The sequence below is a fragment of the Plantactinospora alkalitolerans genome, assembly GCF_015690345.1.
GTDB lineage: Bacteria > Actinomycetota > Actinomycetes > Mycobacteriales > Micromonosporaceae > Plantactinospora > Plantactinospora alkalitolerans.
In genome coordinates, this window is the sequence record NZ_JADPUN010000099.1 from 1 (window position 1) to 20,030 (window position 20,030).

General features: G+C 70.9%; 19 protein-coding genes. 11 read left to right on the forward strand and 8 right to left on the reverse strand.

Annotated elements, in window-relative coordinates:
* Positions 1–388 precede the first annotated feature (388 nt).
* Complete coding sequence (locus I0C86_RS08110) at positions 389–1,066, forward strand: BON domain-containing protein (protein WP_196200594.1); 678 nt, start codon at positions 389–391, stop codon at positions 1,064–1,066.
* Between the two features lie 18 nt (positions 1,067–1,084).
* On the opposite strand, the gene I0C86_RS44740 is transcribed toward I0C86_RS08110, so the two are convergent.
* On the reverse strand, positions 1,085–3,937 hold the full coding sequence (locus I0C86_RS44740) for a LuxR C-terminal-related transcriptional regulator (RefSeq protein ID WP_267145302.1): 2,853 nt from the start codon (positions 3,935–3,937) through the stop codon (positions 1,085–1,087).
* A 186-nt stretch (positions 3,938–4,123) separates the two neighbouring features.
* On the opposite strand from I0C86_RS44740, the gene I0C86_RS08120 reads away from it, so the two are divergent.
* The gene (locus I0C86_RS08120) at positions 4,124–5,260 is read left to right on the forward strand and encodes a DNA polymerase III subunit beta family protein (RefSeq protein ID WP_230393779.1); all 1,137 of its coding nucleotides are present in this window, start codon (positions 4,124–4,126) and stop codon (positions 5,258–5,260) included.
* A 45-nt stretch (positions 5,261–5,305) separates the two neighbouring features.
* On the opposite strand, the gene I0C86_RS08125 is transcribed toward I0C86_RS08120, so the two are convergent.
* The gene (locus I0C86_RS08125; protein WP_196200595.1) at positions 5,306–5,737 is read right to left on the reverse strand and encodes a VOC family protein; all 432 of its coding nucleotides are present in this window, start codon (positions 5,735–5,737) and stop codon (positions 5,306–5,308) included.
* A 113-nt stretch (positions 5,738–5,850) separates the two neighbouring features.
* Here I0C86_RS08125 and I0C86_RS08130 point away from each other — a divergent pair, with 113 nt between their 5' ends.
* A complete protein-coding gene (locus tag I0C86_RS08130; RefSeq protein ID WP_196200596.1) occupies positions 5,851–6,840 on the forward strand; it encodes a L,D-transpeptidase in 990 nt (329 codons plus the stop codon).
* Positions 6,841–6,881: 41 nt separating this feature from the next.
* Here the strand turns inward: I0C86_RS08130 and I0C86_RS08135 are convergent, their stop codons facing one another.
* The 3 genes from I0C86_RS08135 to I0C86_RS08145 form a co-directional block, all read right to left on the reverse strand.
* Positions 6,882–8,090: an FUSC family protein gene (locus tag I0C86_RS08135; RefSeq protein ID WP_323373528.1), complete on the reverse strand. Its 1,209-nt coding sequence runs from the start codon at positions 8,088–8,090 to the stop codon at positions 6,882–6,884.
* Between the two features lie 108 nt (positions 8,091–8,198).
* Positions 8,199–8,864, reverse strand: coding sequence for a GNAT family N-acetyltransferase (locus I0C86_RS08140; protein WP_323373529.1), 666 nt, complete (start codon positions 8,862–8,864; stop codon positions 8,199–8,201).
* Positions 8,861–9,430: a dihydrofolate reductase family protein gene (locus tag I0C86_RS08145; RefSeq protein WP_196200597.1), complete on the reverse strand. Its 570-nt coding sequence runs from the start codon at positions 9,428–9,430 to the stop codon at positions 8,861–8,863. Before I0C86_RS08145 ends, I0C86_RS08140 begins: the two co-directional genes overlap by 4 nt.
* Before the next feature lie 106 nt (positions 9,431–9,536).
* Between I0C86_RS08145 and I0C86_RS08150 the strand changes: the two genes are divergently transcribed.
* The 5 genes from I0C86_RS08150 to I0C86_RS08170 all read left to right on the forward strand — a co-directional run bounded on the left by I0C86_RS08150 (position 9,537) and on the right by I0C86_RS08170 (position 13,258).
* A complete protein-coding gene (locus tag I0C86_RS08150) occupies positions 9,537–10,133 on the forward strand; it encodes a TetR/AcrR family transcriptional regulator (protein ID WP_196200598.1) in 597 nt (198 codons plus the stop codon).
* Positions 10,134–10,209: 76 nt separating this feature from the next.
* Positions 10,210–10,467 carry a transcriptional regulator gene (locus tag I0C86_RS08155; protein WP_196200599.1) on the forward strand — a complete coding sequence of 86 codons (258 nt, stop codon included), beginning with the start codon at positions 10,210–10,212 and terminating at the stop codon, positions 10,465–10,467.
* A 174-nt stretch (positions 10,468–10,641) separates the two neighbouring features.
* The gene (locus tag I0C86_RS08160; RefSeq protein WP_196200600.1) at positions 10,642–11,217 is read left to right on the forward strand and encodes a hypothetical protein; all 576 of its coding nucleotides are present in this window, start codon (positions 10,642–10,644) and stop codon (positions 11,215–11,217) included.
* Complete coding sequence (locus I0C86_RS08165; RefSeq protein WP_196200601.1) at positions 11,214–12,731, forward strand: hypothetical protein; 1,518 nt, start codon at positions 11,214–11,216, stop codon at positions 12,729–12,731. The genes I0C86_RS08160 and I0C86_RS08165 overlap by 4 nt, the downstream gene beginning before the upstream one ends.
* Entirely contained in the window at positions 12,728–13,258 is a 531-nt protein-coding gene (locus I0C86_RS08170; protein WP_196200602.1) for a hypothetical protein, read from the forward strand. The genes I0C86_RS08165 and I0C86_RS08170 overlap by 4 nt, the downstream gene beginning before the upstream one ends.
* 172 nt (positions 13,259–13,430) lie before the next feature.
* On the opposite strand, the gene I0C86_RS08175 is transcribed toward I0C86_RS08170, so the two are convergent.
* Complete coding sequence (locus tag I0C86_RS08175; protein WP_196200603.1) at positions 13,431–14,042, reverse strand: TetR/AcrR family transcriptional regulator; 612 nt, start codon at positions 14,040–14,042, stop codon at positions 13,431–13,433.
* A gap of 113 nt (positions 14,043–14,155) precedes the next feature.
* Here I0C86_RS08175 and I0C86_RS08180 point away from each other — a divergent pair, with 113 nt between their 5' ends.
* The gene (locus I0C86_RS08180) at positions 14,156–15,154 is read left to right on the forward strand and encodes a zinc-binding dehydrogenase (RefSeq protein ID WP_196200604.1); all 999 of its coding nucleotides are present in this window, start codon (positions 14,156–14,158) and stop codon (positions 15,152–15,154) included.
* 212 nt (positions 15,155–15,366) lie between these two features.
* Here the strand turns inward: I0C86_RS08180 and I0C86_RS43070 are convergent, their stop codons facing one another.
* Together I0C86_RS43070 and I0C86_RS08190 are read right to left on the reverse strand one after the other, a co-directional pair.
* Positions 15,367–15,990 (reverse strand): G5 domain-containing protein, encoded by a 624-nt coding sequence (locus I0C86_RS43070; protein ID WP_323373530.1) that lies wholly within the window; start codon positions 15,988–15,990, stop codon positions 15,367–15,369.
* Positions 15,991–16,361: 371 nt separating this feature from the next.
* A complete protein-coding gene (locus I0C86_RS08190; protein WP_196200605.1) occupies positions 16,362–17,738 on the reverse strand; it encodes an alpha/beta hydrolase family protein in 1,377 nt (458 codons plus the stop codon).
* A gap of 346 nt (positions 17,739–18,084) precedes the next feature.
* Here I0C86_RS08190 and I0C86_RS08195 point away from each other — a divergent pair, with 346 nt between their 5' ends.
* Both I0C86_RS08195 and I0C86_RS08200 read left to right on the forward strand, forming a co-directional pair.
* Positions 18,085–19,332 carry a sensor histidine kinase gene (locus I0C86_RS08195; protein ID WP_196200606.1) on the forward strand — a complete coding sequence of 416 codons (1,248 nt, stop codon included), beginning with the start codon at positions 18,085–18,087 and terminating at the stop codon, positions 19,330–19,332.
* On the forward strand, positions 19,320–19,955 hold the full coding sequence (locus tag I0C86_RS08200; protein ID WP_196200607.1) for a response regulator: 636 nt from the start codon (positions 19,320–19,322) through the stop codon (positions 19,953–19,955). Before I0C86_RS08195 ends, I0C86_RS08200 begins: the two co-directional genes overlap by 13 nt.
* Positions 19,956–20,030: the final 75 nt, after the last annotated feature.

Sequence of the window (20,030 nt, forward strand, 5' to 3'; positions counted from 1 at the left end):
CCCGGCCGCCGCGTCCTGCCCGGCAGCCCCGCCCGGCGCGTCCGGCGCCGCCGACGCCTCCGACCCGCTACCGGTCCGCTCGTCCAGCCCGTCCGGCGCTGTCTGCCGCTCGATCGTCATCCGCCATGTCCTTCCGGCTCGGGCCTGTCCACCCGCAGCACACCGGCATTGATGATTCCTGATGTAGTTCAGGCTGTCACTCCCGCCCGCCCCGGCTCACCCGGAAAGAGTGAGGAAACCTCACCCGAGCGCGAGCGAGGGTCGAGTCGACGGGTGCGACCGGCGGGCCGCAGCCTACCCGGCGCGGAGATCGGAGGGGTCGCGCTCCCGCACGACCATGCCCGAGAACCGTCCACCACCTGGAATCTCGACCGCGGGAGGAACGACCATGGCCACCCGGACGACGATCCGCAGCGACGAGGAGATCCAGCGCGATGTGCTGGAGGAACTGGGCTGGGAGCCCCGGGTCCAGCCGAACGAGATCGGCGTGACGGTCCGGGACGGCGTGGTGACGCTACGCGGCTGGGTGGACAACTACGCCAAGAAGTGGTCGGCGGAGCGCGCGGCGCACCGGGTCAACCGGGTCCGCGCGATCGCCAACGACATCGAGGTACGACTGCCGACCTCCGCCGAACGTACCGACCCGGAGATCGCGGCGGCCGCCACCCGGGCGCTGGAGTGGGACGCCTTCGTTCCGGTGGCGGCCATCGACGTGACCGTCTCCAACGGCTGGGTCGTCCTGCGGGGCGAGGTCGAGTGGGAGTACCAGCGGCGCGCCGCCGAGCAGGCCGTACGCAGGCTCTCCGGGGTGCGCGGATTGACCAACGGCATTTCGGTGCGGCCGAGCGAGGAGCCGGCGCGGGACGAGATCTCCGAACGGATCCGGGTCGCCCTGCTGCGCAGCGTGGAGACCGATGCGGCCGGAATCGACATCCGGATCCAGGGCGACTCGGTGATCCTGGCCGGCACCGTCCGATCGTGGCTCGAACGCGAGGAGGCCGAACGGGTCGCCTGGTCCGCTCCCGGTGTGACCAGCGTGGACAACCACATCACCGTACGACTGTGACGGCTCGTCCGGCCGCCCTCAGAGCAGGTTCAGCTCGCGGGCCCGGCGTACGGCGTCCCGGCGTCGGGTCGCGTCGAGCTTGCGGTAGATGTTGCGGACGTGCGTCTTGATGGTGTTCACCGAGAGCGACATCTCCGCCGCTATCTCGACATTCGACAGGATGCTCTGCAGGTAGCGGAGCACTGTCAGTTCCCGCTCGGTGAGCGGCTCGCCGAGCAGCGGCGCGACCGTCGGCGACGGCCGGCCCGCACCGTCGATGGCACCCAACAGCTCGTTGACCAGGGGCCAGAACGCCGTTCCGGCGTCGAGCTGGGCGGCGAGCAGCTCCCGTACCGGCGGATCGGCTCTGGTGAAGACCCGCCGGAACCCTTCCGGCTCCGCCAGCCCGAGTACCCGTTCGAGGAGCCGCGCGGCCCGACGGTGGTCGCCGGTCAGCCGGGCCGCCTCCGCATCGAGCAGACCGGCCGCGAGCCGGACCGGCAACGGCCAGTCTGCCCCGTCCGGCGAATCCCAGTCCGGGAGCGTACGCGCCGCGCCGCGCGGATCCCCGGCCCGCAGGTACGTCCGGGCAAGCGCGACGGCCACCGCTACGGCGCCCCGTTCCAGGGCCGGGGTCAGCAGTTCACGGGCCAGTTCGACATCACCGTGCGCGGTCCGTAGCTCGGCCTCGGCGGTCAACAGCCAGTACGCCAGCGGTGCGGCCTCCGCCCGGTCGCCCAGCCCGCGCCGGCTCTCCGTCAACGCCTGATGCGCCCCGGTCAGGTCGCCCCGATCGCGGAGCAACTCTGCCTGGAGCATGCCGATCAGCCCGATGACCAGCGGCTCGTCGGTGTCCTCTGCTGCCTGCGTGCCGCGCACCACGTTGGACTCGGCGTCGTCGTGCCGGTCCCGCTGCAACGCGACGAGAGCCTGGGCCAGATGGGCATGTACGCCGTCGGCCGGCCGGACCAGGCCACCGAACGGCGTCGCGCCCAGCGTCGCCCGGGCGGCCTGCTCGGCGGCGGTCAACTCGCCCCGGATCGCCCGGGCCAGTGCCAGTCGCCCGAGACACAGCCGCGCGGTCCGGGACAGCCCGGCACGGGCGGCCTCGGCCATCCCGTCGGCGATGTCCACCTCGGCGGCGTCCACCTGACCGATGCCGAATCGCAGCGCGGCGGGGACGATCCGTGCCACGGTCCGCCCCCACAGCTCCAGATCGGTCCCATCCGGCTCGATCCCGGCAAGCTCGATCCCGGCAAGCTCGATCCCGGCAAGCTCGATCCCGGCAAGCTCGATCCCGGCAAGCTCGATCCCGGCAAGCTCGATCCCGGCAAGCTCGATCCCGGTCGGCTGGAGCAGGTCGGCGACGCCGGCCCGGACCGCCGGTTCGTCGGACGCCAGGTGGGCGATGCCCAACCGCAGAGCCGCGACGATTCGCCGGAACCGGCCCCGCCGCGCGTCGTCGAGCAGTTCCGCGTACCCGGACGCCCGGTCCAGGTGACCACTCGCGGCGGTCGGGTCCTGTCCATCAAGCCGCTCGGCCGCGCGGGCCAGGCCGAGTTCGGGATCGGACCGGGCCGCATCGGCGGTCGACGGGGGCGGAGCCGGCCGGACCGGGCCGCACTGGCCGTACGGAACGAGGTCCGGCCAGTTCCGGAGCAGCACGGTGATCGCGTACGCCCGGTCGTCGGCGACGAGCGCGTGCCGGAGAGCCTCGCCCGGCAGGTCGTTCTCGGCGAACCAGGTCGCCGCTCTGCGGTGCAGGCGGGCCACCTGCTCCGCAGGCCGTCGGGTCAGATCGGCCCGAAGTAGTTCGCCGAGCATCGGATGACAGCGGTACGCCGCCGGCCGGCCGCCGAGCGGAACCACGAACCCGCCGTGCTGGTCGAGTTCGGTCAGCAGCCGATCGCCATCGGTGCGGTCGGTCAACGCGTTGAGCAGGTCCGCCGAGAACCCCGCCACCACCGACACCCGGCACAGCGCGTCACGGGCCTGCGCGGAGAGACCGGCGAGCACCTCCTCGGTCAGGTAGCCGGCGACCGCCGGATGTTCTCCGGTGAACTCGTCGACGAACCGGGCCGGATCGGGGTGTCCCGGCATGGCGAGGGCCGCGAACCGCAGGCCAGCGGGCCAGCCCTCGGTGCGGCTGTGCAGTCCCCGGATCTGCTCCGCCGGCAGGGGAACCGCGTACGCGAAGAAGAGCTCCGCGACCTCCTCGGGGCGGAAGGCCAGGTCACCGGCGCGGATCTCGGTCAGCTCGCCGCTGAGCCGCCAGCGGTGCAGGGCGAGCCCCGGATCCCTGCGGCAGCCGATCACCAGCCGAAGCCGGCCCGCCGTGTGCCGGAGCAGGAACTCCAACCCGCTCGACACCTCGGGATCGTCCACCTGGTGCAGGTCGTCCAGGACCACGGTGACCGGTTCGGCCCGTCGGGTCAGTTCGTCGGCGAGCTGCTCCAGTCCGTACCCGGAAGCCCGTTGGTTCCCGGCATCCGGTTCCTGTCCGGTCGTGGTCGATCCCAACGCCGCGGCCAGGTACGACCAGAGCCGCTCCCCGCCGTCCCCCGGTTCCAGCGACAGCCAGCCGAGCCGAGGAGGATCGGCCGGTTTCGGGGTCCGGTTCTCGGTCGCGCTGCGAGCCCGGTACCAGGAACTCAGCAGCACGGTCTTGCCCCATCCCGCGGACGCCGACACCAGGGTCAGCGGACCGGCCACGCCCGCGTCGAGCAGGTCGAACAGTCTGGGGCGGGGCAGCAGAACCGCACCGGGCTGCGCGACAACGGCCAGTTTCGCGGTGAGCAGCGGCGCCGTCGGACCGGCGTCCGGGCGGGTCAGTACGGTGGCGCCGGTTGGCGGTGGCGCGGTCGCGACATCCTCGATCCGTTCCGTCGACAACGGTCCCCCTTCGGGCCCACCAGGTCGATTGTCCGAGGCGGATACCCCGACTGTCGCGGTTCACCCCTTGCGGACGAGCCAGGTTCACCCGCCGCTCTCGGACGATGACGCTCGGGACGCCGACGCGGGTTGACCCTCGACCTGGTCGAGGCGGCAGAATTCCCCGACGTGGACGTGCGAACTGAGCTGCTCAGCATCGGTGAGATGGCCCGGGCCAGTGGGCTGAGCGTCAGCGCGCTGCGGTTCTACGACGGGGCCGGCGTACTGGCGCCCGCGCTGGTGGACCCCGGAACCGGCTACCGCCGGTACGCCCAGCAGCAGGTTCCGGCCGCCCGACTGGTGGCCGGGCTGCGCCGCGTCGGCATGCCACTGACCGAGATCACCCGTCTGCTCGACCTCCGCGCGTCGAATCCGGCCGCCGTTCCCGAACTGCTGGACGCGCATCTGCGCCGACTGGAGGACGGTCTCAGCGACGCCCGACGGGAGGTCCACCGGCTTCGGGCACTCTTCGACCCGTCGGCGCGGCCGACCACCGGGGCTCGGGGGCGGGTGACCGTACCCGCTCGGGACCTGGCGGCGGCGATCGACGCCGTCCGCTTCGCGGTCGGGGCCGATCCCGAGTTGCCGATGCTCGGCGGCATCCGGTTCGAGGTCGACGGGAGCATCCTGCGGCTCGTCGCGACGGACCGGTACCGGATGGCTTTCTCCGAGGTCGGCGGCGAGCTGTCCGGAACCGGCGATCTCCCGCCCGGACCGGAGGACCTGGTCGACCCGGAGGGCGCGGCCGGCGGGTCCGCCCCGGCCGTCTTCGCTCCGGTCGGATTCGTCGACGAGGCGCGCGCACTGCTGACCGGAGGCGGGACAGCCGCGCTCGTCCTCGGCGCCGATCACATCAGCCTGCGGTTCCGCGACCGGCGGGTCGCCGGTATCCCGTTGGACCACGACTTTCCGGACTACCGCCGGCTGCTGCGGGAGACGGCCGGTGGCCCGGGTCGGCGCCGGGTGACCGTCGACGTGGCCGGGCTTCGTGAGCGGTTGGCGGTCGCCGAGACCCGGACGGTGGTACGCGAGCAGGACGGCGCCCAGTGCGTGGTCAGCGTGCTCACGGTCGACGCCGGGAACGCGTTGACCGTCTCCGGTGCGGGTGTGCCGGACGATCCGGACGTGGTGCGGGTCGGGGTGAACCGGGAGTTCCTGCTCGACGCGCTGGACGCGGCCGGCCCGGGACAACTGGTCCTGGAACTCGACGGCCCGATCAGCCCGCTGGCGGTACGCCGACTCGACGACCGGGCCTTCTCGATCCTGATGCCGGTCCGGCTCTGACGGCTCGACGGCCGGCTCATCCGCCCGGCCGCGGCCCCGCCCGGCTCACTCCCCCGGCGACGGTCCGGCCGGCTCACTTCCCAGTTCGGTGAAGAGGGTCAGTTGCAGATGGCCCGGTGCCGTCAACCGGGAGTTCAACGAGTTCCACGGGGTACGACGCGGTTCGGCGATCACCGTCGCCCCGGCATCGGCCAGGGTCGCGGTGACCGTCGGTGCGTCGTCGACCTCGAAGGCGACCCGGATGTGTCCGGCGACCCGTTGGCCGACCTCGACCTCGTCGACGTACTCGGCATGCCCGGGATCGGCGATCTCCAGCGTGGCCAGACCGGCCTCCAGGATGCTGACCCGGCCGTCCGGTGAGGAGAAGGCGGCCCGTTCCGGCAGGCCCAGCACGTCCCGGTAGAACCGGAGGGCCTCGTCGTAGTCGTCGGCGGTGACCACCAGCCGGAGCTGGCGGACCGGAGGGCGATCAGTCATCGCGCCAGTCTGGCACGGGAACCGGCCCCGGCGGTCCGCGCCGAGCACGGCCATCCGGACACGCAGACCTTTGGGTCACGGGTCGAGAGCAGTCGGTCACCTACAGTAGGCGGGTGGCCTTTGTCCGCATAAACCCGTTCATCCGGCGACGGGCACGCCGCTGGACCAGCGCCGCGCTCGTCGTACTCGGTGGTGCCCTCGTCCTGACCGTGGTGCTCAGCGACTCACCCGTGCCACGGCGGTCGGCCGAACGGCCACCCGCCGGTGCGGAGCCGATCCGGCCGACCGGGTTCGCCACGGCGACCGGGCTTCCCGCACCGACGACCGAACCGCCGCTGACCGTGGTGCCGCCGGCGGCCAACCTGCCGGTGATCGACTACGGACCGGCGCCGCGCGGATTCCCCCGGGACCCCGCCCCGATGTCGGCCGTACGACTCGGCGAGGGCCTGCGGCCGATCCGCCGGGTCGCCGCGTACGACGCACCCGGCGGGCGCCCCCGGGCCTTCCTCGCCCCCACGATCAGCGGTGTCGAACTGACGATGCCGATCGTCGCCCGCCGTGCGGGTTGGGTCGCCGTACTGCTCCCCTCCGCGAACCGGACCGTTGCCTGGATACCACCCGGACCGTGGACCACCATGGCGTTACGGGACCTGATCGTCGTCGTCCGCCGGACCCACCGGCTGCACTGGTACCGGGACGACACACTGGTCCGGTCGTGGCCGGTCAGCCTCGGCATGACGGTCAGCCCCACCCCGTTGGGTCGCACCTTCATCCTCGGCAGATCGGTCCTGCCCGGCAAGGTGTACGCCGACACCGAGGTCTTCGCCCTCGGCGCCGTACCGGACGACGCGGGATCCGTCCCGCCCAGCCTGCGCGGCGCCCACATCGGGCTGCACACCTGGTACCACGACCGGGAACTGGGCCGGAACACCACCAACGGCTGCATCCGGCTGACCAGGAAGGGCCAGGAACTCCTGCTCGCCGAGGTACGGCCCGGCACCGAACTGCTGGTGCTCGACGAGTTCGCCGCGCCGAACCGGCTGCCCGGTCCGGGCCCGATCCCCGTCCCGGTCCCGGTCCCGGTTCCAATCCCGGCAGGCTGACCGCGCCGGTCTCGGATCAGGAACCGGAGGAACCGGCTCGTTCACCGATCGCGGTCCTCCTCGGCCTGACCGTTCGATTCACCTCGTCGAGCAGCGTCGCCCACCAGCCAGCCAGCTTCGTCGGCGGGATAGCCGGTCACCCGGATCAGGTCGCTGGCCGCGATCCGGACCTGCGTGGCGATGGCGTCGCCGTAGGCTCCCACCCCCGCTCGGCGGGCTCGACCCACGGCTTCCGCCGCGTCCAACGCCCGGCGCCGGGTCAGCCCCTGGGTACGTTCGCTTCCGGGATGTCGGTGCAGGTACCACACCGAATCGGCCAACGCGTCAACGGCGTCGGGCAGACAATCGGGCAGCGGCTCCCGATACTGCAGGGAGATCGCCACCCGGCGCGCCACTCCCCGGCAGTCGTTGATCAGATGGCGTAGGTGCTCGATCCCTCGGGCGTAGTACTCGAAGTCCCGCCGCCGGCGCCAACGCGCGGGTGCGATCGTGACGACCTCCTCGGCGCCGCTGATCGCGTCCTCCAACCGTTCCATGTCCGGCGACATCGATCGCAACGCCGCCAGCGCGCGCCCCGCCCGGTCCGGATCCTGATCGCGCAGCGCCCTTCCGGTCTCGCGGAGTTGCGTCGTCAGGATGTGCAGGACGGGCGCGGCCGCGCGATTCACGATCCGTATCGGGTTGAGGGGCAGCAGCAGCGCGACCACGACGAGGCCCACGATGCTTCCCGTCACCGCGTCCACGACCCGGGGTATCTCCAGGTTGCGTTCGCTGGAGGAGAGCGTCGCGATCAGCACCGCCGTACCGCCCACCTGGCTGACGACGGTCCCGGCGTGGCCTACCAGGCCCAGGGCGGCGCCGACGGCCAGCGTCACGATGACGCCGGTCTGCCACGGCCCACTTCCCAGCAGGAAGATCAGGCCGTCGCCGATGAGAAGTCCAAGCGCCACGCCGAGCAACAGCTCAAGGGTGCGACGGGTTCGTTGGCCGATGGCGGCGACGATCGTGCCGACCGCGGCGGTGGGAGCGAAGACCGGGTTGGGGTTGCCCAACAGATCACGCGCCAGCCACCCGGCCAGCGCGGCGGCGAGGCCCGCCTGGAGCGCGATCACCGCGATGATCTCCAATTGACGGAGCCGCAGATGCGCCGCCCGGTTGCCCCGCTGTCGCCCGCCGGTCGCCTTCCTACGCAGGTGCCTGCCCAGTGCAGGAAGCGGTGGTTCGTAGTCGGAATCTGGCCGCGAATCCACGGCGGCTAGTACCCCTTCAGTCCGAGCCCAACCCCTTCGCCAATCGATCGGCCGGGGATGACACCGGACGGCGGTGCCGCCTCGCTCTGTTCGGCCGGGCAGACCCGGCTACAGCCACCGGCGCATGCACACCCGGGGCCACCGCTGGAGCCCGTGCGCGGCCTCCCGGGCCTGGATCGCGCGCAGTCCGGGGGTGAGGTCGTCGTCGTCCAACGCCACGAACCCGCACCGCACGTAGTACGGGGCGTTCCACGGCACGTCGGCGAAGGTGGTGAGGGTCAGCGCCGGTACGCCGACCGTCCTCGCGTACGCCGCGAGGTGTTCGAGCAGCAGTCGGCCGATTCCGCGACGCGCGAAACGGGGATGAACCGTCACCTGCTCGACGTGCAGGTTGCCGTCGACGACATCGGCGAGCAGGTATCCGACGGGCGTGTCGGCGGCGTCGACCGCGACCCAGGCCCGGCCGGCGCGTTCGTAACTGGCCAGTTCGTCGACGGGCAGCGGCTCGTCATCGGCGATCTCCGGCATGTCGAGATCCCGGAACATCTGCCCGGCGGCCCGCTCGATGTCGCGCAGCACGGGAAGTTCCGCCGGCCGAGCCGTTCGAATCCGCACCGGCCCATCTTCCTCGCACCGTCCACGGCATGGCCACAGCGTTTCCCGATCGGCCCGGCGGCGCGTCGTCGGGCCGATCGGGTTCACGTCCGGATGGCCAGTCCGGTTCACGTCCGGATGGCCGGTCCGGTTCACGTCCGGATGGCCGGGCCGGTTCACGTCCGGATGTAGGTGGTGACGGACGTGCCGGACTCGAAGGCCCGGGTGCCGGTGACGGTGAAGCCGGTCGGGCCGAACGGACCGTCGAACAGCGGGATGCCCGCACCGATGACCAACGGGTAACGCTTGATCACCATGTCGTCGATCTCGGTGCGCAGTTGACCGGCAAGGTTGCCGCCACCGGAGAGCCAGATGTCCAGCCCGGCCTGCTGCTTGAGTTGCCGGACGAAGGGCACCGGATCGGCGGAAACGATCTCCACCGCCGGGTCGGCACTGTTCAGGGTGCGGGAGAAGACGTACTGCCGCAGGTGGGCGTACGGACTGGTGATCCCCTCTTTCAGGGCGGGTTCGTACGTGCCACGGCCCATCAGGACCGTGTCGAACCGCAGGTTCGGGGCGTCGGTCAGCCCGGCCGCCGGCCGAATGTGCGTGGGTACGGTCTCGGGCACTTCGGCGTTCATCGCGGCCAGGACGTCCGGCTCGAGCGGGAAGAAGTCGAACTCCCCGTCGGGACCGGCGATGAACCCGTCGAGCGTGGTGGCGACGTAATAGGTGAGCTTGCGCATCTGGTTCCCTGTTCCTCTAAACTACTCACTCTGTAGTACTCCAACTGGAGTGGTTTGAACGTAGTACTACACTTGGAGTGGTGTCAACCGGAGACGAGGAGATTTCATGCGCCAGAACCCGGCCCGGCGTAGGGCGTTACTCGACGCCGCCATCGAGGTGCTCGCCCGCGACGGCTCACGCGGGCTGACCTTCCGGGCCGTCGACGCGGAGGCGGCGGTGCCGGGCGGCACCGCGTCGAACTACTTCACCAACCGGGACGACCTGCTCGGCCAGGTGACCGCGCGGACCCGGGAACGCCTCACTCCGGTCGAGGCGGAGGTGGCCGCCACCATGCGGGCGCCCCGGAACCGCGACCTGGTCGTCCGACTGATGCGGGAACTGCACGGGCGCATGCTCCGGGACCGGAGCAGCTACCTCGCCATGCTGGAACTGCGCCTCGAAGCCACCCGGCGGCCCGAACTCCAGGCCGCCCTCACCGACGTGTTCAGCGCGAACCTCCAGGACGGCATCCGGTTCCATCTCGACGCGGAACTGCCCGGCGACCAGACCACGGTGCTCGTGCTCTATCTCGCCATGAGCGGTCTGCTGGTCGACGACCTCACCGTGCCGGCGGTACTGGCACCGTTTCCGCGCGAGGAACTGATCGCCGATCTCGTCGAGCGGATCCTTCCGCCCGAGGCGTCGCCCGGCCTCCCCTCCTGATCAGTTCGGGCGCTCCTCGTCACCGCTTCCGGCGCTCGCGCGCGGGCTTCCGGAGACCCTCACCTATCCTTTCCGGGTGGCCTCACCCGACAGTCCCGAGACGATCGCCAGTACGCGTTCCGTCCGGGCCGCCGCGGTTTTCGAGGGCCGGGTCGACCTGACGACGTATCCCCACCGGTACCTCGCGATCGTCGCCCAGCCCCGGTTCCGTTTCGACCCGGCGACGTATGCGATGGCCGCAGCCGAGGCTCTCGAAGCAGCCGGCTGGGAGTTGGTGACGATGTCCAACTTCAACACCTCGAATGTCTACGCCGTCATGCGCCGCCGCCGCTGACGCTGACCTGTCTCGGATCCGATAGCCGTTTCGGCCCGACCGCCCGAAGAGAACCCGTTTCGGGTCGTTGATCCGTCATGGTTCACACGTTTTGTACCGCCGCTCGTCGGCCTTTACTGAGGGGACAGGCCGCGCCCGTGACACGACCGGGCCGGCATTACCCGAGGAGGCGCCGTGCCGTCACTCCAGGACGTGGCCGACCAGATCAACGCCAAGCTCGACGAGATCAACGTCAACACCGCCGCGACGGCCAACGCCTGCGGCGCGATCCGGAACGAACTGGTCACCCTGAACGACCGGGTGTCCACACTCGACGATCACCTCCAGGAGGGATTCGTCAACCTCGCCGGCGGGCTGTTCGCGATCTGGGAGGTCCAGAAGGCGGCGCTGGTCCAGGCGGAACACCACAGCCAGCAGCACGACACCATCATCTGCCTGCTGGAGAACACCAACGAACTGCTCTGCGGAATCACCCGCAAGATGACCACCCAGATCGGGATCGGGCAGGCCGTGGCCAGGATCGCCGAACGCGTCGAGGGAATCGCCGAGCGGGCCGAGCCCGCCGCCGCCGGTGACTTCGACCGGCTGCGGGACGTCAGGACCGACCTCGCCAGGTGCTGCCCGCCGGACCCCGAGGAGCCGGAGCCGTGCCCCGAGGCGTGCCCGGTGCCAGCGCTGGAGGCGTACGAGCCGGACGGTCAGGACTGGACGCCGGCCGATCCGCCGGACTCGGACGGAGGACCGCGGTGACGCTGTTCATCCAGAACGACGCGGTCGGTGCCGGAGCCGGCACCGTACAGCCGGAGTTGGCGATGGCGAACCTGACGGTGATCGCCAACCTCGACACCGGCATCGGCCTCGCCCCCGCGGCCGGCAACCTCCAACAGGTCACGTACGCGCGAACCGATCCGGGGATCCCGCCGACCCGGTTGGACGCCCTGGTCAACACGAACTTCGCCGTCAACCCGGCGGGGATCGACATCATCGTCCTGGCCGTCGGCCCCAACTTCACTCTCCGGGACGGCACGCTGATCACCACCGTTGGTGGCACGGCCCTGGCACCCGCCGGCACGACCGGACCGGGCGCCCCGCTCAACGGCACCGCCTCGTGCCTGGTCATCTACGACACCAGCGACAAGGGTGGTGAGGGATACTGCCTGGCCAGGGCCGGTAGTGGCGGCACGCTGGACCTACGACTGTCGTTGCCGGTGATGGCGTACCACGAGTTGTCGCACGCGTTCCGGATCGTCACCGGTGCCGTCCGCCAACTGACCTTCACCTGCAATCCGTCGTCGCCGGAGGAACGCGCGGCGATCACGGACGAGAACGACATGCGAAGTCAACTGGCGGCCATCAACGGCGAACCGGTGGTGCTCCGGGATCCCGGCAACCACTGCGGCCGGAGTTGTGGCGGCGGCGGCAACGGGAACTGTTGCATCGTCGCGTCGGTCTCGTCCGGCTCGCCGCTCTCGGTCGAGGTGGCCGAACTCCGCCGTCTGCGGGACCAGTTCCTCCGGCGGAGCGAGGTCGGCCACGCCTTCTTCGACTCGCTGCACTACGCGTACTACGGGTTCAGCCCCCAGGTCGTCGGCGTCATGGCCACCGACCTGGGCGTACGCGCGACAGCCCTGCACGGGTTCGTCCGGCCGCTGATCCGGATCCTGCACCTGATCCGCGACCACGCGATCGACGGTCTCGATCCGGACGAGCTTGGCCGACGGTGTGTCGACGCGCTCGGCGATCCGGCGGAGACCAGCGCGGCACGCTCGGCGCTGGTTCGGGCGCTCGCGATCATCCGGGATCGTGACGCGACCGGGTTGAGCCCGGCGGAGCAGACGGTGGCCGACCTGCTCGCCGGTCGGGCAGTGCCCGATCCGCACGTCTCCTGGGGCCTGATCGAGCCGGTACGGCTGTACCACCTCCTCCTCCGGCTGGTCCGCACCGGCGTGCCGTCGGCCGACGTCGGACGCTGGTTCGCCGATGCTGTCGACGACTGGGCCGGCAACCTGCCCATCGACGCCTGCTGGGGAGCGTTCGACCTCGTCACCGCCCGGCGCGAGCTCGATGTCCTGGAGTCGACGTTGCTGCGCGACCCCAGGCCCCGGAAGGTCTTCCTGCGCCGGCTCGCCGAGCGACACCCGACCGCGACCGCGCTCACGACGGCGGTCGCCGAACGGAGCGCCGCCAACGGACGGGACGCCACCGGACGGAACGCCAACGGACGGAACAGCGGCGCCGGACGTAGTGAAGGAGTGTCGACATGACCCACAGCGAGTCCGAGCCGTCGGTCGGCGGAGAACAAGAACCACGCCTGGAGGCCAGGATGGCGGGAATCTCCCGGCGGACGGGAGCGATCGAGCTGGCGGTGGAACTCAGCAACCCCAGCCCGGATCGCGCCGTGCACTACATCTCGGACCTGCGGGCCATCGTCTTCGACGACGCCACCGGACGATTTCTGGTACGCCTCACCGACGAGGGCCGCGAGTTGATCCCGTCGACGACGGGGGCGCTGCCCCGCTTCGCCCAGGTGGATCCGGCCAGCACGGCGGTGCTCTCGTTACGCCTGCCGGAGGAGATCGTCCGGATGCGGGTGCCCGAGATCCCTACCGCAGAGGTCGAGTTGGAGCGCCACGAACTGGGCCCGGATGCCGAGATCGAGGTCGTGATCGGCTGGAGCGACACCCCGTTCTATCCGGACACCCGTGGCCGCCGGAGCAGCGCGCCGAGTTCCGCCGTCGAGTGGGAGAAGGGGCAGGCCCGGTTGGTCATCCCCGGCGGCGAGGGCGGGTGACGGGGGTGCTGATGGCGTCGAGGGTCACCGCGCTGGCCAGGTGGCGGGCGGTGCGGCTGTCTCCCCGAAGGTAGAGGTGGCAGCCGGACCGGTCGTGACGGACGGCGAGTTAGCCAGAATGGTTCGATCACAAGGATGGGGCGAAGGCCGACGGCGCCCCACCGCCGGGGTGTTACGGCGCGGACATGAGTGTGTCCCAGGCTGCCATCGCGCAGCTGATGACCGTTTCCAGCTCGGCGCGGGTGGCGCCGTCGCGGGCTTGTATGGAGAGGCCCTGCACCACGGTTGTGTAGTAGCGGGCGATGGCGTCAAGGCTGGCGGGCGGCGCAGTGAGGTCGCCGTCGGTGACGCCGCGCGCGAGCCGGTCTTTGATGGTGGTGTGCTGGTCGCGCCGACGGTCGGCCAGGAACTCCCGGACCGCGTGGTTTTCCACGGCGCCGGTGGGCGCGGCGAGGATGAGCATGCAGTAATGCGGCGTGTCCCGGCGGGTGATCTCATCGGCGGTGGCGCGCAGCATGGCGTGGACGGCGGCGCGTGTGGTCGGTTGTTCGCGCAGCGCGCGCCTGGGCGGCTCACCCGAGGTCGTGCCGTAGAGCGCCATGACCTTGCGGAACAGTTCCTCCTTGCTGCCGAAGCAGGCGTAGATGCTGGCCGAGGCGATTCCCATGGCCTGGGCCAGGTCGTTGAGCGAGGCGCCCTCGTAGCCCCGCTCCCAGAACAGGTCCAGCGCCTGGCGCAGGGCGGTGTCCGGGTCGAATGTGCGCGGCCTACCGCGAGTAGCCACCGGCGTGCCTCTCCGTTCTTGTTTGTCGTTCGATCAAGTTTACCTTGACCTGGCCCAGCGGCCGTGACAGGGTTTGTTTGTCGTTCGATAATCAAAGAGGAAGCCGACCGCCGATGAGCATTCCCGCAACCATGCGTGCCCTGCAGCAGACGTCCCTGAACGGTCCGCAGGACCTCCGCCTGATCACCGACGCACCGGTACCGATCCCAGGCCCTGGCGAGGTCCTGATCCGGGTCACCGCCGCCGGCGTCAACTTCGTCGACATCTCGCAGACCCGCGGCACGTTCACAGGCGGTCCGCGGCCGCCGTATGTGGCGGGTGTCGAGGGCGCCGGTGAGATCACCGCCGTCGGCGAGGGGGTGACCGAACTGGAGCCCGGCGCCCACGTCATCGGCGTCAGCATCAAAGGCGGCGGCTTCGCCGAATACATGGTGCTGCCCGCCGCTGCGGCGGTCCCCGTGCCGGTCGGCTGGGCCGACGAGCAAGCGCTGGGCCTGGTCGTGAACTGGCCGACCGCGCTGGCCGCACTCAAGCCGCTGGGCGGTATCGCCGCAGGGCAGACCGTGCTGATCCACGCCGCTGCTGGCGGGACGGGCCAGGCCGCAGTGAGGATGGCCAAGCACTACGGCGCGACGGTGATCGCCGCGGCCTCGCCAGGCAAGCACGAGGTGGTCCAGGCACTGGGCGCCGACCACGTCATTGACTCCCGCGGCGCGGACCTCGCCGCCGAGGTCCTGCGGCTGACCGACGGCGCGGGCGCCGACCTCGTACTGGAGTCGGTCGGCGGCGCCACCCTCGACGCCAGCCTGGCCGCGACCAAGCGGGTTACCGGCCGGGTCGTCGTCTACGGCGTGGTCGGCGGAGAAGCCGCGATCAGCAACTGGGATCTGGTCTACAAGCACCAGATCCACGTCATCGGCCTGAACATCGGCATCCTGATCCAGACCGCACCGCAGATCTTCGGCCAGGTCATGGGCGAGATGTTCGGGCTCCTCGCGGCCGGGGTGCTCGGCCCCGGCCAGCCCACCACCTACGAGCTGGCCCAGGGGCCGAAGGCACTCGCCGAACTGGAAGCACGGGCCACCGTGGGCAAACTGGCACTGCTGCCCTGAGCGGACCAAGACGCCAAGTGGCGGATCCCCGGCATTGTGAGGGGCCACGGTTCACTGCTCGGGCATTGTCCGCAGAGCACACCGACTCGGGCCGGGTCGGACGACGCCGCGCGGTCATGGTGGGTGTCGGACAGCGACCTACCCGCGTGCAGTGGAGCGGTTAGTCGGCCACAGGCTGACCCGGGCGACCAGCGGGAAGCCGGTGTCCGAGGTCAGTCGTCCTCGCAACCGTAGCCATCCTTGTCGTGATCGAGCCGATAGACATCGTCGCCGATGACCCTCACCGGGCCGCTGACGTATGCCGGACCATCTCCGCTGCCACCCGCGCAGTCGACGTCGCTGGCGATCGGCACGCAGCCGCTGTAGTTCGGATCGCACTGCCGGCCCTCCTTCGTGCCGACCGCCACGACCTGGGTCACCGGCCGCTTGGTCACCACCTCCTTGACAAGCTTCTTGCCGGTCTGCACGCCGTCGACATATGTGACCTCGTAGGTAAGGGTCTTCGCCCCCTTCACTCCCGCAGTCCGAATCTTGCGCTTGCCCTTGGCCAGGGAGGAGTCCTTCACGGTCCGCTCCCCGAACGGGATACTGCGGATCTCGGTGATTTTCCGCTTCTCGCCCGTGGGGCTCGCCAAGGTGGGCTCGGGGCTCGCCGAGGTGGGCGCGGGGCTCGCGACTTCCGAGGCGTCAGTCGCGGGAGTACTCGACGACAACAAAGGCGGCGTGTTCGGCGCGGACGGATCCGCCAGCGGGGAGGTGCTTGCCGCATCGCGGTCGGGATCGACGCTGTTCCCAATCGCCGCCAGCCCGCCGCAACAGATCAGAAGTGAGAGCACCGGCCCACCGACAAAGAGCGCGACCTTCTGCCCTGGGCCGAGTCGACCGAGCAGGCCCGCTCGCGATGGAGGTACCCCGACCCGGGACGGCGCTCCGGCCGGCGGCTGATGCATCGATTGCCACCGTCCCGCCGCGTACCCGGACGGGTCGTGCGATTGATAGGTCACCGACGCAGTCTTGGCCCATGACTAGATCATCCATAGTGGTCGAGTGGCGACACTTCGTAATGCCGAATAGTCGTCGTAACGCCACCGACCGGTGCCGTCCCAAGCCAAAAGGCTCCGATTTCCGAGATACGGACGGCGGGCGATGGCGAGTCGCCGCGAGTCCTCCGGCGACTCGCCATCGCCCGCCGTACCCACGGTGGTCGTCACGGCAGGAGCAGCCCCCAGTAGGTCGCCCAGGGTACGAACGCCAGGCCGCCGGCGGCGAGTAGGCCGAGTCGAAGCCGGTCGGGGAAAGCGAGGTCGCGACGGTGGCGACGCCATGACAGGGCGGTCGCGACGGTGGCCACGACGGTGGCGACGGCGAGTACCTGCAACACGAGCCAGGCTACCGGTCGGCCGATCAGCACCGGTCCGACGGCGCTCGCCGCGGTGGCCAGCACGAAGAACAGATAGACCAGGAAGCCCGTCGTGGTGACCAGGCCGGTGGCGGCCAGCCAGCGGGCGGAGCGGCGTACCGGCGGAGCACCGCGCCGGCCACGGAACCGACGTACGGCGGCGGTCAACGGGTAGCCGGCGAAGGCCACCACGAACAGCAGCAGAGCGGCGAGGTGGAGCCACGGCGACTCGTACCAGGCCAGCGGGGTGAAGGTGGGGCTCGGAGCGTGCTGGGGCGGCGCCGGGTCGACGCTCGCGTTCGGCAGGGCGTCCGTCAGGCCGTCGATCCAGGACGCCTCGTAGTCGCCGTAGGTGGCCGGGATGCGGGCGAGCCGGTCGAATCCGCCGTTGGCGGTGACGTACAGGTTGTGCCGGACCTCGGGAACGAACCGGATCGTGTAGTGGCTGTTGCCGCCCCGATCCAACGCCCGCCGGATGATCTGGCTGCTCTCCCTCGGCAGGGCTTCGCGGTCGAGTTCCCCCCACTGGGCGAGGACCGGCTGGCGTACCCGGGCCCAGGCCGGCGCCGGATCGAAGAGAGCCTCGGGAAAGAGGCCCGCGCCGATCGTCATCCGTACCGCGGTCACCCGCATCGTGTGGGTGAAGGACCCGGAGACGCCGGCATGCCGCAACCGCTCGTCGTAGCACGAGGCGGTCTGGGCGGCGGGGGTCATGCCGACCGCGCCGACGGTGATCAGGAACTTCACGTCGGTCGAACGGCTCGCGGCCAGTGGTGCGGCGAACGCCCCCTCGGACAGCGCCCACATCCCGAGCCGGGCCGGATCGACGTCGGCGCGGGACCGCAGCAGCCGCAGGCCGGCGAGCGCGTCGTCGGCCAGCACCGAATAGTCGCGGCGCAGCAGGTTGTAGCCCTCGGTCCGCTTGTCGTAGGTGAGGGTCACGATCCCCCGCCGGGCGAACGCCTCGGCCGCGAGGCGCAGTTCCCGTCTGCCGCGATTGCCCGCTCCCTCCAGCATGACAACGGCGGGTCGGGGCCGTGCCGTCGAGACCGGCGCCAGGACGGTGCCGTGCAGGACCACGCCACCGACGCCGACGAAGGACACTTCGGTGGCGCTCAGCCCGTCCGGCGCGGCGTTCGCGGGGGCGGCCGGGACGACAAGGACCGAACAGCCGACTACGGCCACAGCCGCCAGGATCTGCGGCAGAAACCCAACCCGACCCTGTCTGGGTACGGTGGCCTCCCCGATTCGACCCGCTCCGCTCGTAGGAGCCGTGGTGTGCCGCATTGGCGCCATCCTCTGCAGGTGGAGTCGACGCGTCCGGCAAAGCGCCGTTCGCGGCATTCAGCCTCGGCTGCTCGTCCCGCCCCGACCAGGGCCATCGCCCCCGAGGTCGTGGGGGTGCAGACACCTGGACGGATCCGGGGGTCCGCCGCATCGACTCCGGTCGGTGCGGCCCATACCGTTGGTCCCGGTGCGGTAAGTGGGCGTACTACCTGGCGTCCAGATCACGGCGGGAAGAGTCATCAGGATGCGGCAGGAACTCCGACGCGGGGCCGGCGAGTTCGGGCAGTTGACCGTCGGTACGGCCATCGGGCTGGCCGCGCCGTTCCTGCTGGCCCTGACGCTGGTCTCGGTGCCGTCGAGCCTGGTGGCGGGCCTGGGCATCCCGCTCTTCGTCGGCGCCGTGTGGCTGACCCGTCGACTGGCCGACCTGCAACGCCACCGTGCCGCCGCCGTGCTGGGTGCACCGGTGCCGTCCCCCTACGCGCCGCTGTCCGGGGGCGTACTCGCCCGGACCCGGACGATGTTCGGCGACCGGGCCACCTGGCGGGACCTGGTCTGGTTGCTGTGCCAGCTTCCGGTGGGTCTGCTCAGTCTGGCGCTGGGAATCGGACTGTGGCTGGCGGCCGCGCAGTTCCTGGTCGCGCCGTTGTTGCGGGCGCTGCTGCCGACCCGGACGAGCTTCGATCCCGTGGTGCTGGAGATAACCGGCAGGTCCGGCCCGTTGACCTGGCTGATGGTGCCGGTCGGCGTCGGACTGGTGGTGCTCGCCTACCGCCTGCCCCGGCACCTCCTCGCCGGCCAGGCCCGGCTGGCGGGCGCGCTGCTGGGACCCACGTCCACCGCCCGGCTCTCCGCCCGGGTGGACCGGTTGACTGCCACCAGGGCCGCTGCCGTCGACGCGTCCGCCGTGGAGCTACGCCGTGTCGAGCGCGACCTGCACGACGGCGCCCAGGTACGCCTCGTCGCGGCGACCCTGAACCTCGGCATGGCAGAGGACGTCATCGACGCCGACCCGGCCGGCGCCAAGGTCCTGGTGGCCGAGGCGAAGGCCGGTGTCGGCGCCGCCCTGATGGAACTCCGCGACCTGGTACGCGGCATCCATCCGCCGGTGCTGGCCGATCGCGGCCTGACCGGGGCGGTCCAGGCTCTGGCGCTGAAGCTGACCAGCGGCATCCCGATCGAGCTGGATCTGCGACTCGACCGACGGCTGGCCGCGCCGGTGGAGTCAGCGGCGTACTTCGTCATCGCCGAGTCGCTGGGCAACGCGCTGCGGCACAGCGGCGCCACACGCATCCAGGTCACCGTCACCGACCGTCGGGAGGCGCTGCACATCACCGTCCGGGACGACGGTGCCGGTGGCGCCGAGCCGGCGCGCGGCAGCGGGCTGCGTGGCATCCAACGGAGGTTGTCCGCGTTCGACGGATCCCTCGACATCACCAGCCCGCCGGGCGGGCCCACCGTGCTGGTCATGGAACTGCCGTGCGGGTCCTGATCGCCGAGGATCAGCTACTGCTGCGGGACGGGCTGATCCGGATGCTGACCGCGTACGGCTTCGAGGTGGTGGCCGCCGTCGATGACGGTTCACGACTGGTCGAGGCGCTCGTCTCGCTCCGGCCGGACGTCGCCGTGGTCGACGTACGGCTGCCGCCGACCTTCACCGACGAGGGGCTGCGCGCCACCATCGCCGCCCGCGCCGAGGTACCCGGCCTGCCCGTCATGATCCTCTCCCAGTACGTCGAGCGGCTCTACGCCCGGGAACTGCTCTCCGACCGTGCCGGCGCGGTCGGGTACCTCCTGAAGGACCGGGTCGGCGACGTACGCCAGTTCGTCGATGCGATCCGTCAGGTCGCCGCCGGCGGTACGGTGATGGATCCGGAGGTCGTCGCCCAGTTGCTACACCGGCGCGACACCCTCGCCACGCTCACGCCCCGGGAGCGGGACGTGCTCCGGTTGATGGCCGAGGGACGCACCAACGCCGCGATCGCCGGGCACATGGTCATCACCGAGAAGTCGGTCAGCAACCACATCAACACGCTGTTCGCCAAGCTCGGCCTGCCCCCGGCGGGCAGCGGCCACCGCCGAGTGCTCGCCGTGCTGGCCTACCTCGACCGGTGACCCGATCCCGGACCTCGGCAGCCCATCCATGCCGGCAGGCGACAGTGTGTTCGTCGAGCGGTTCCACCGACGCGG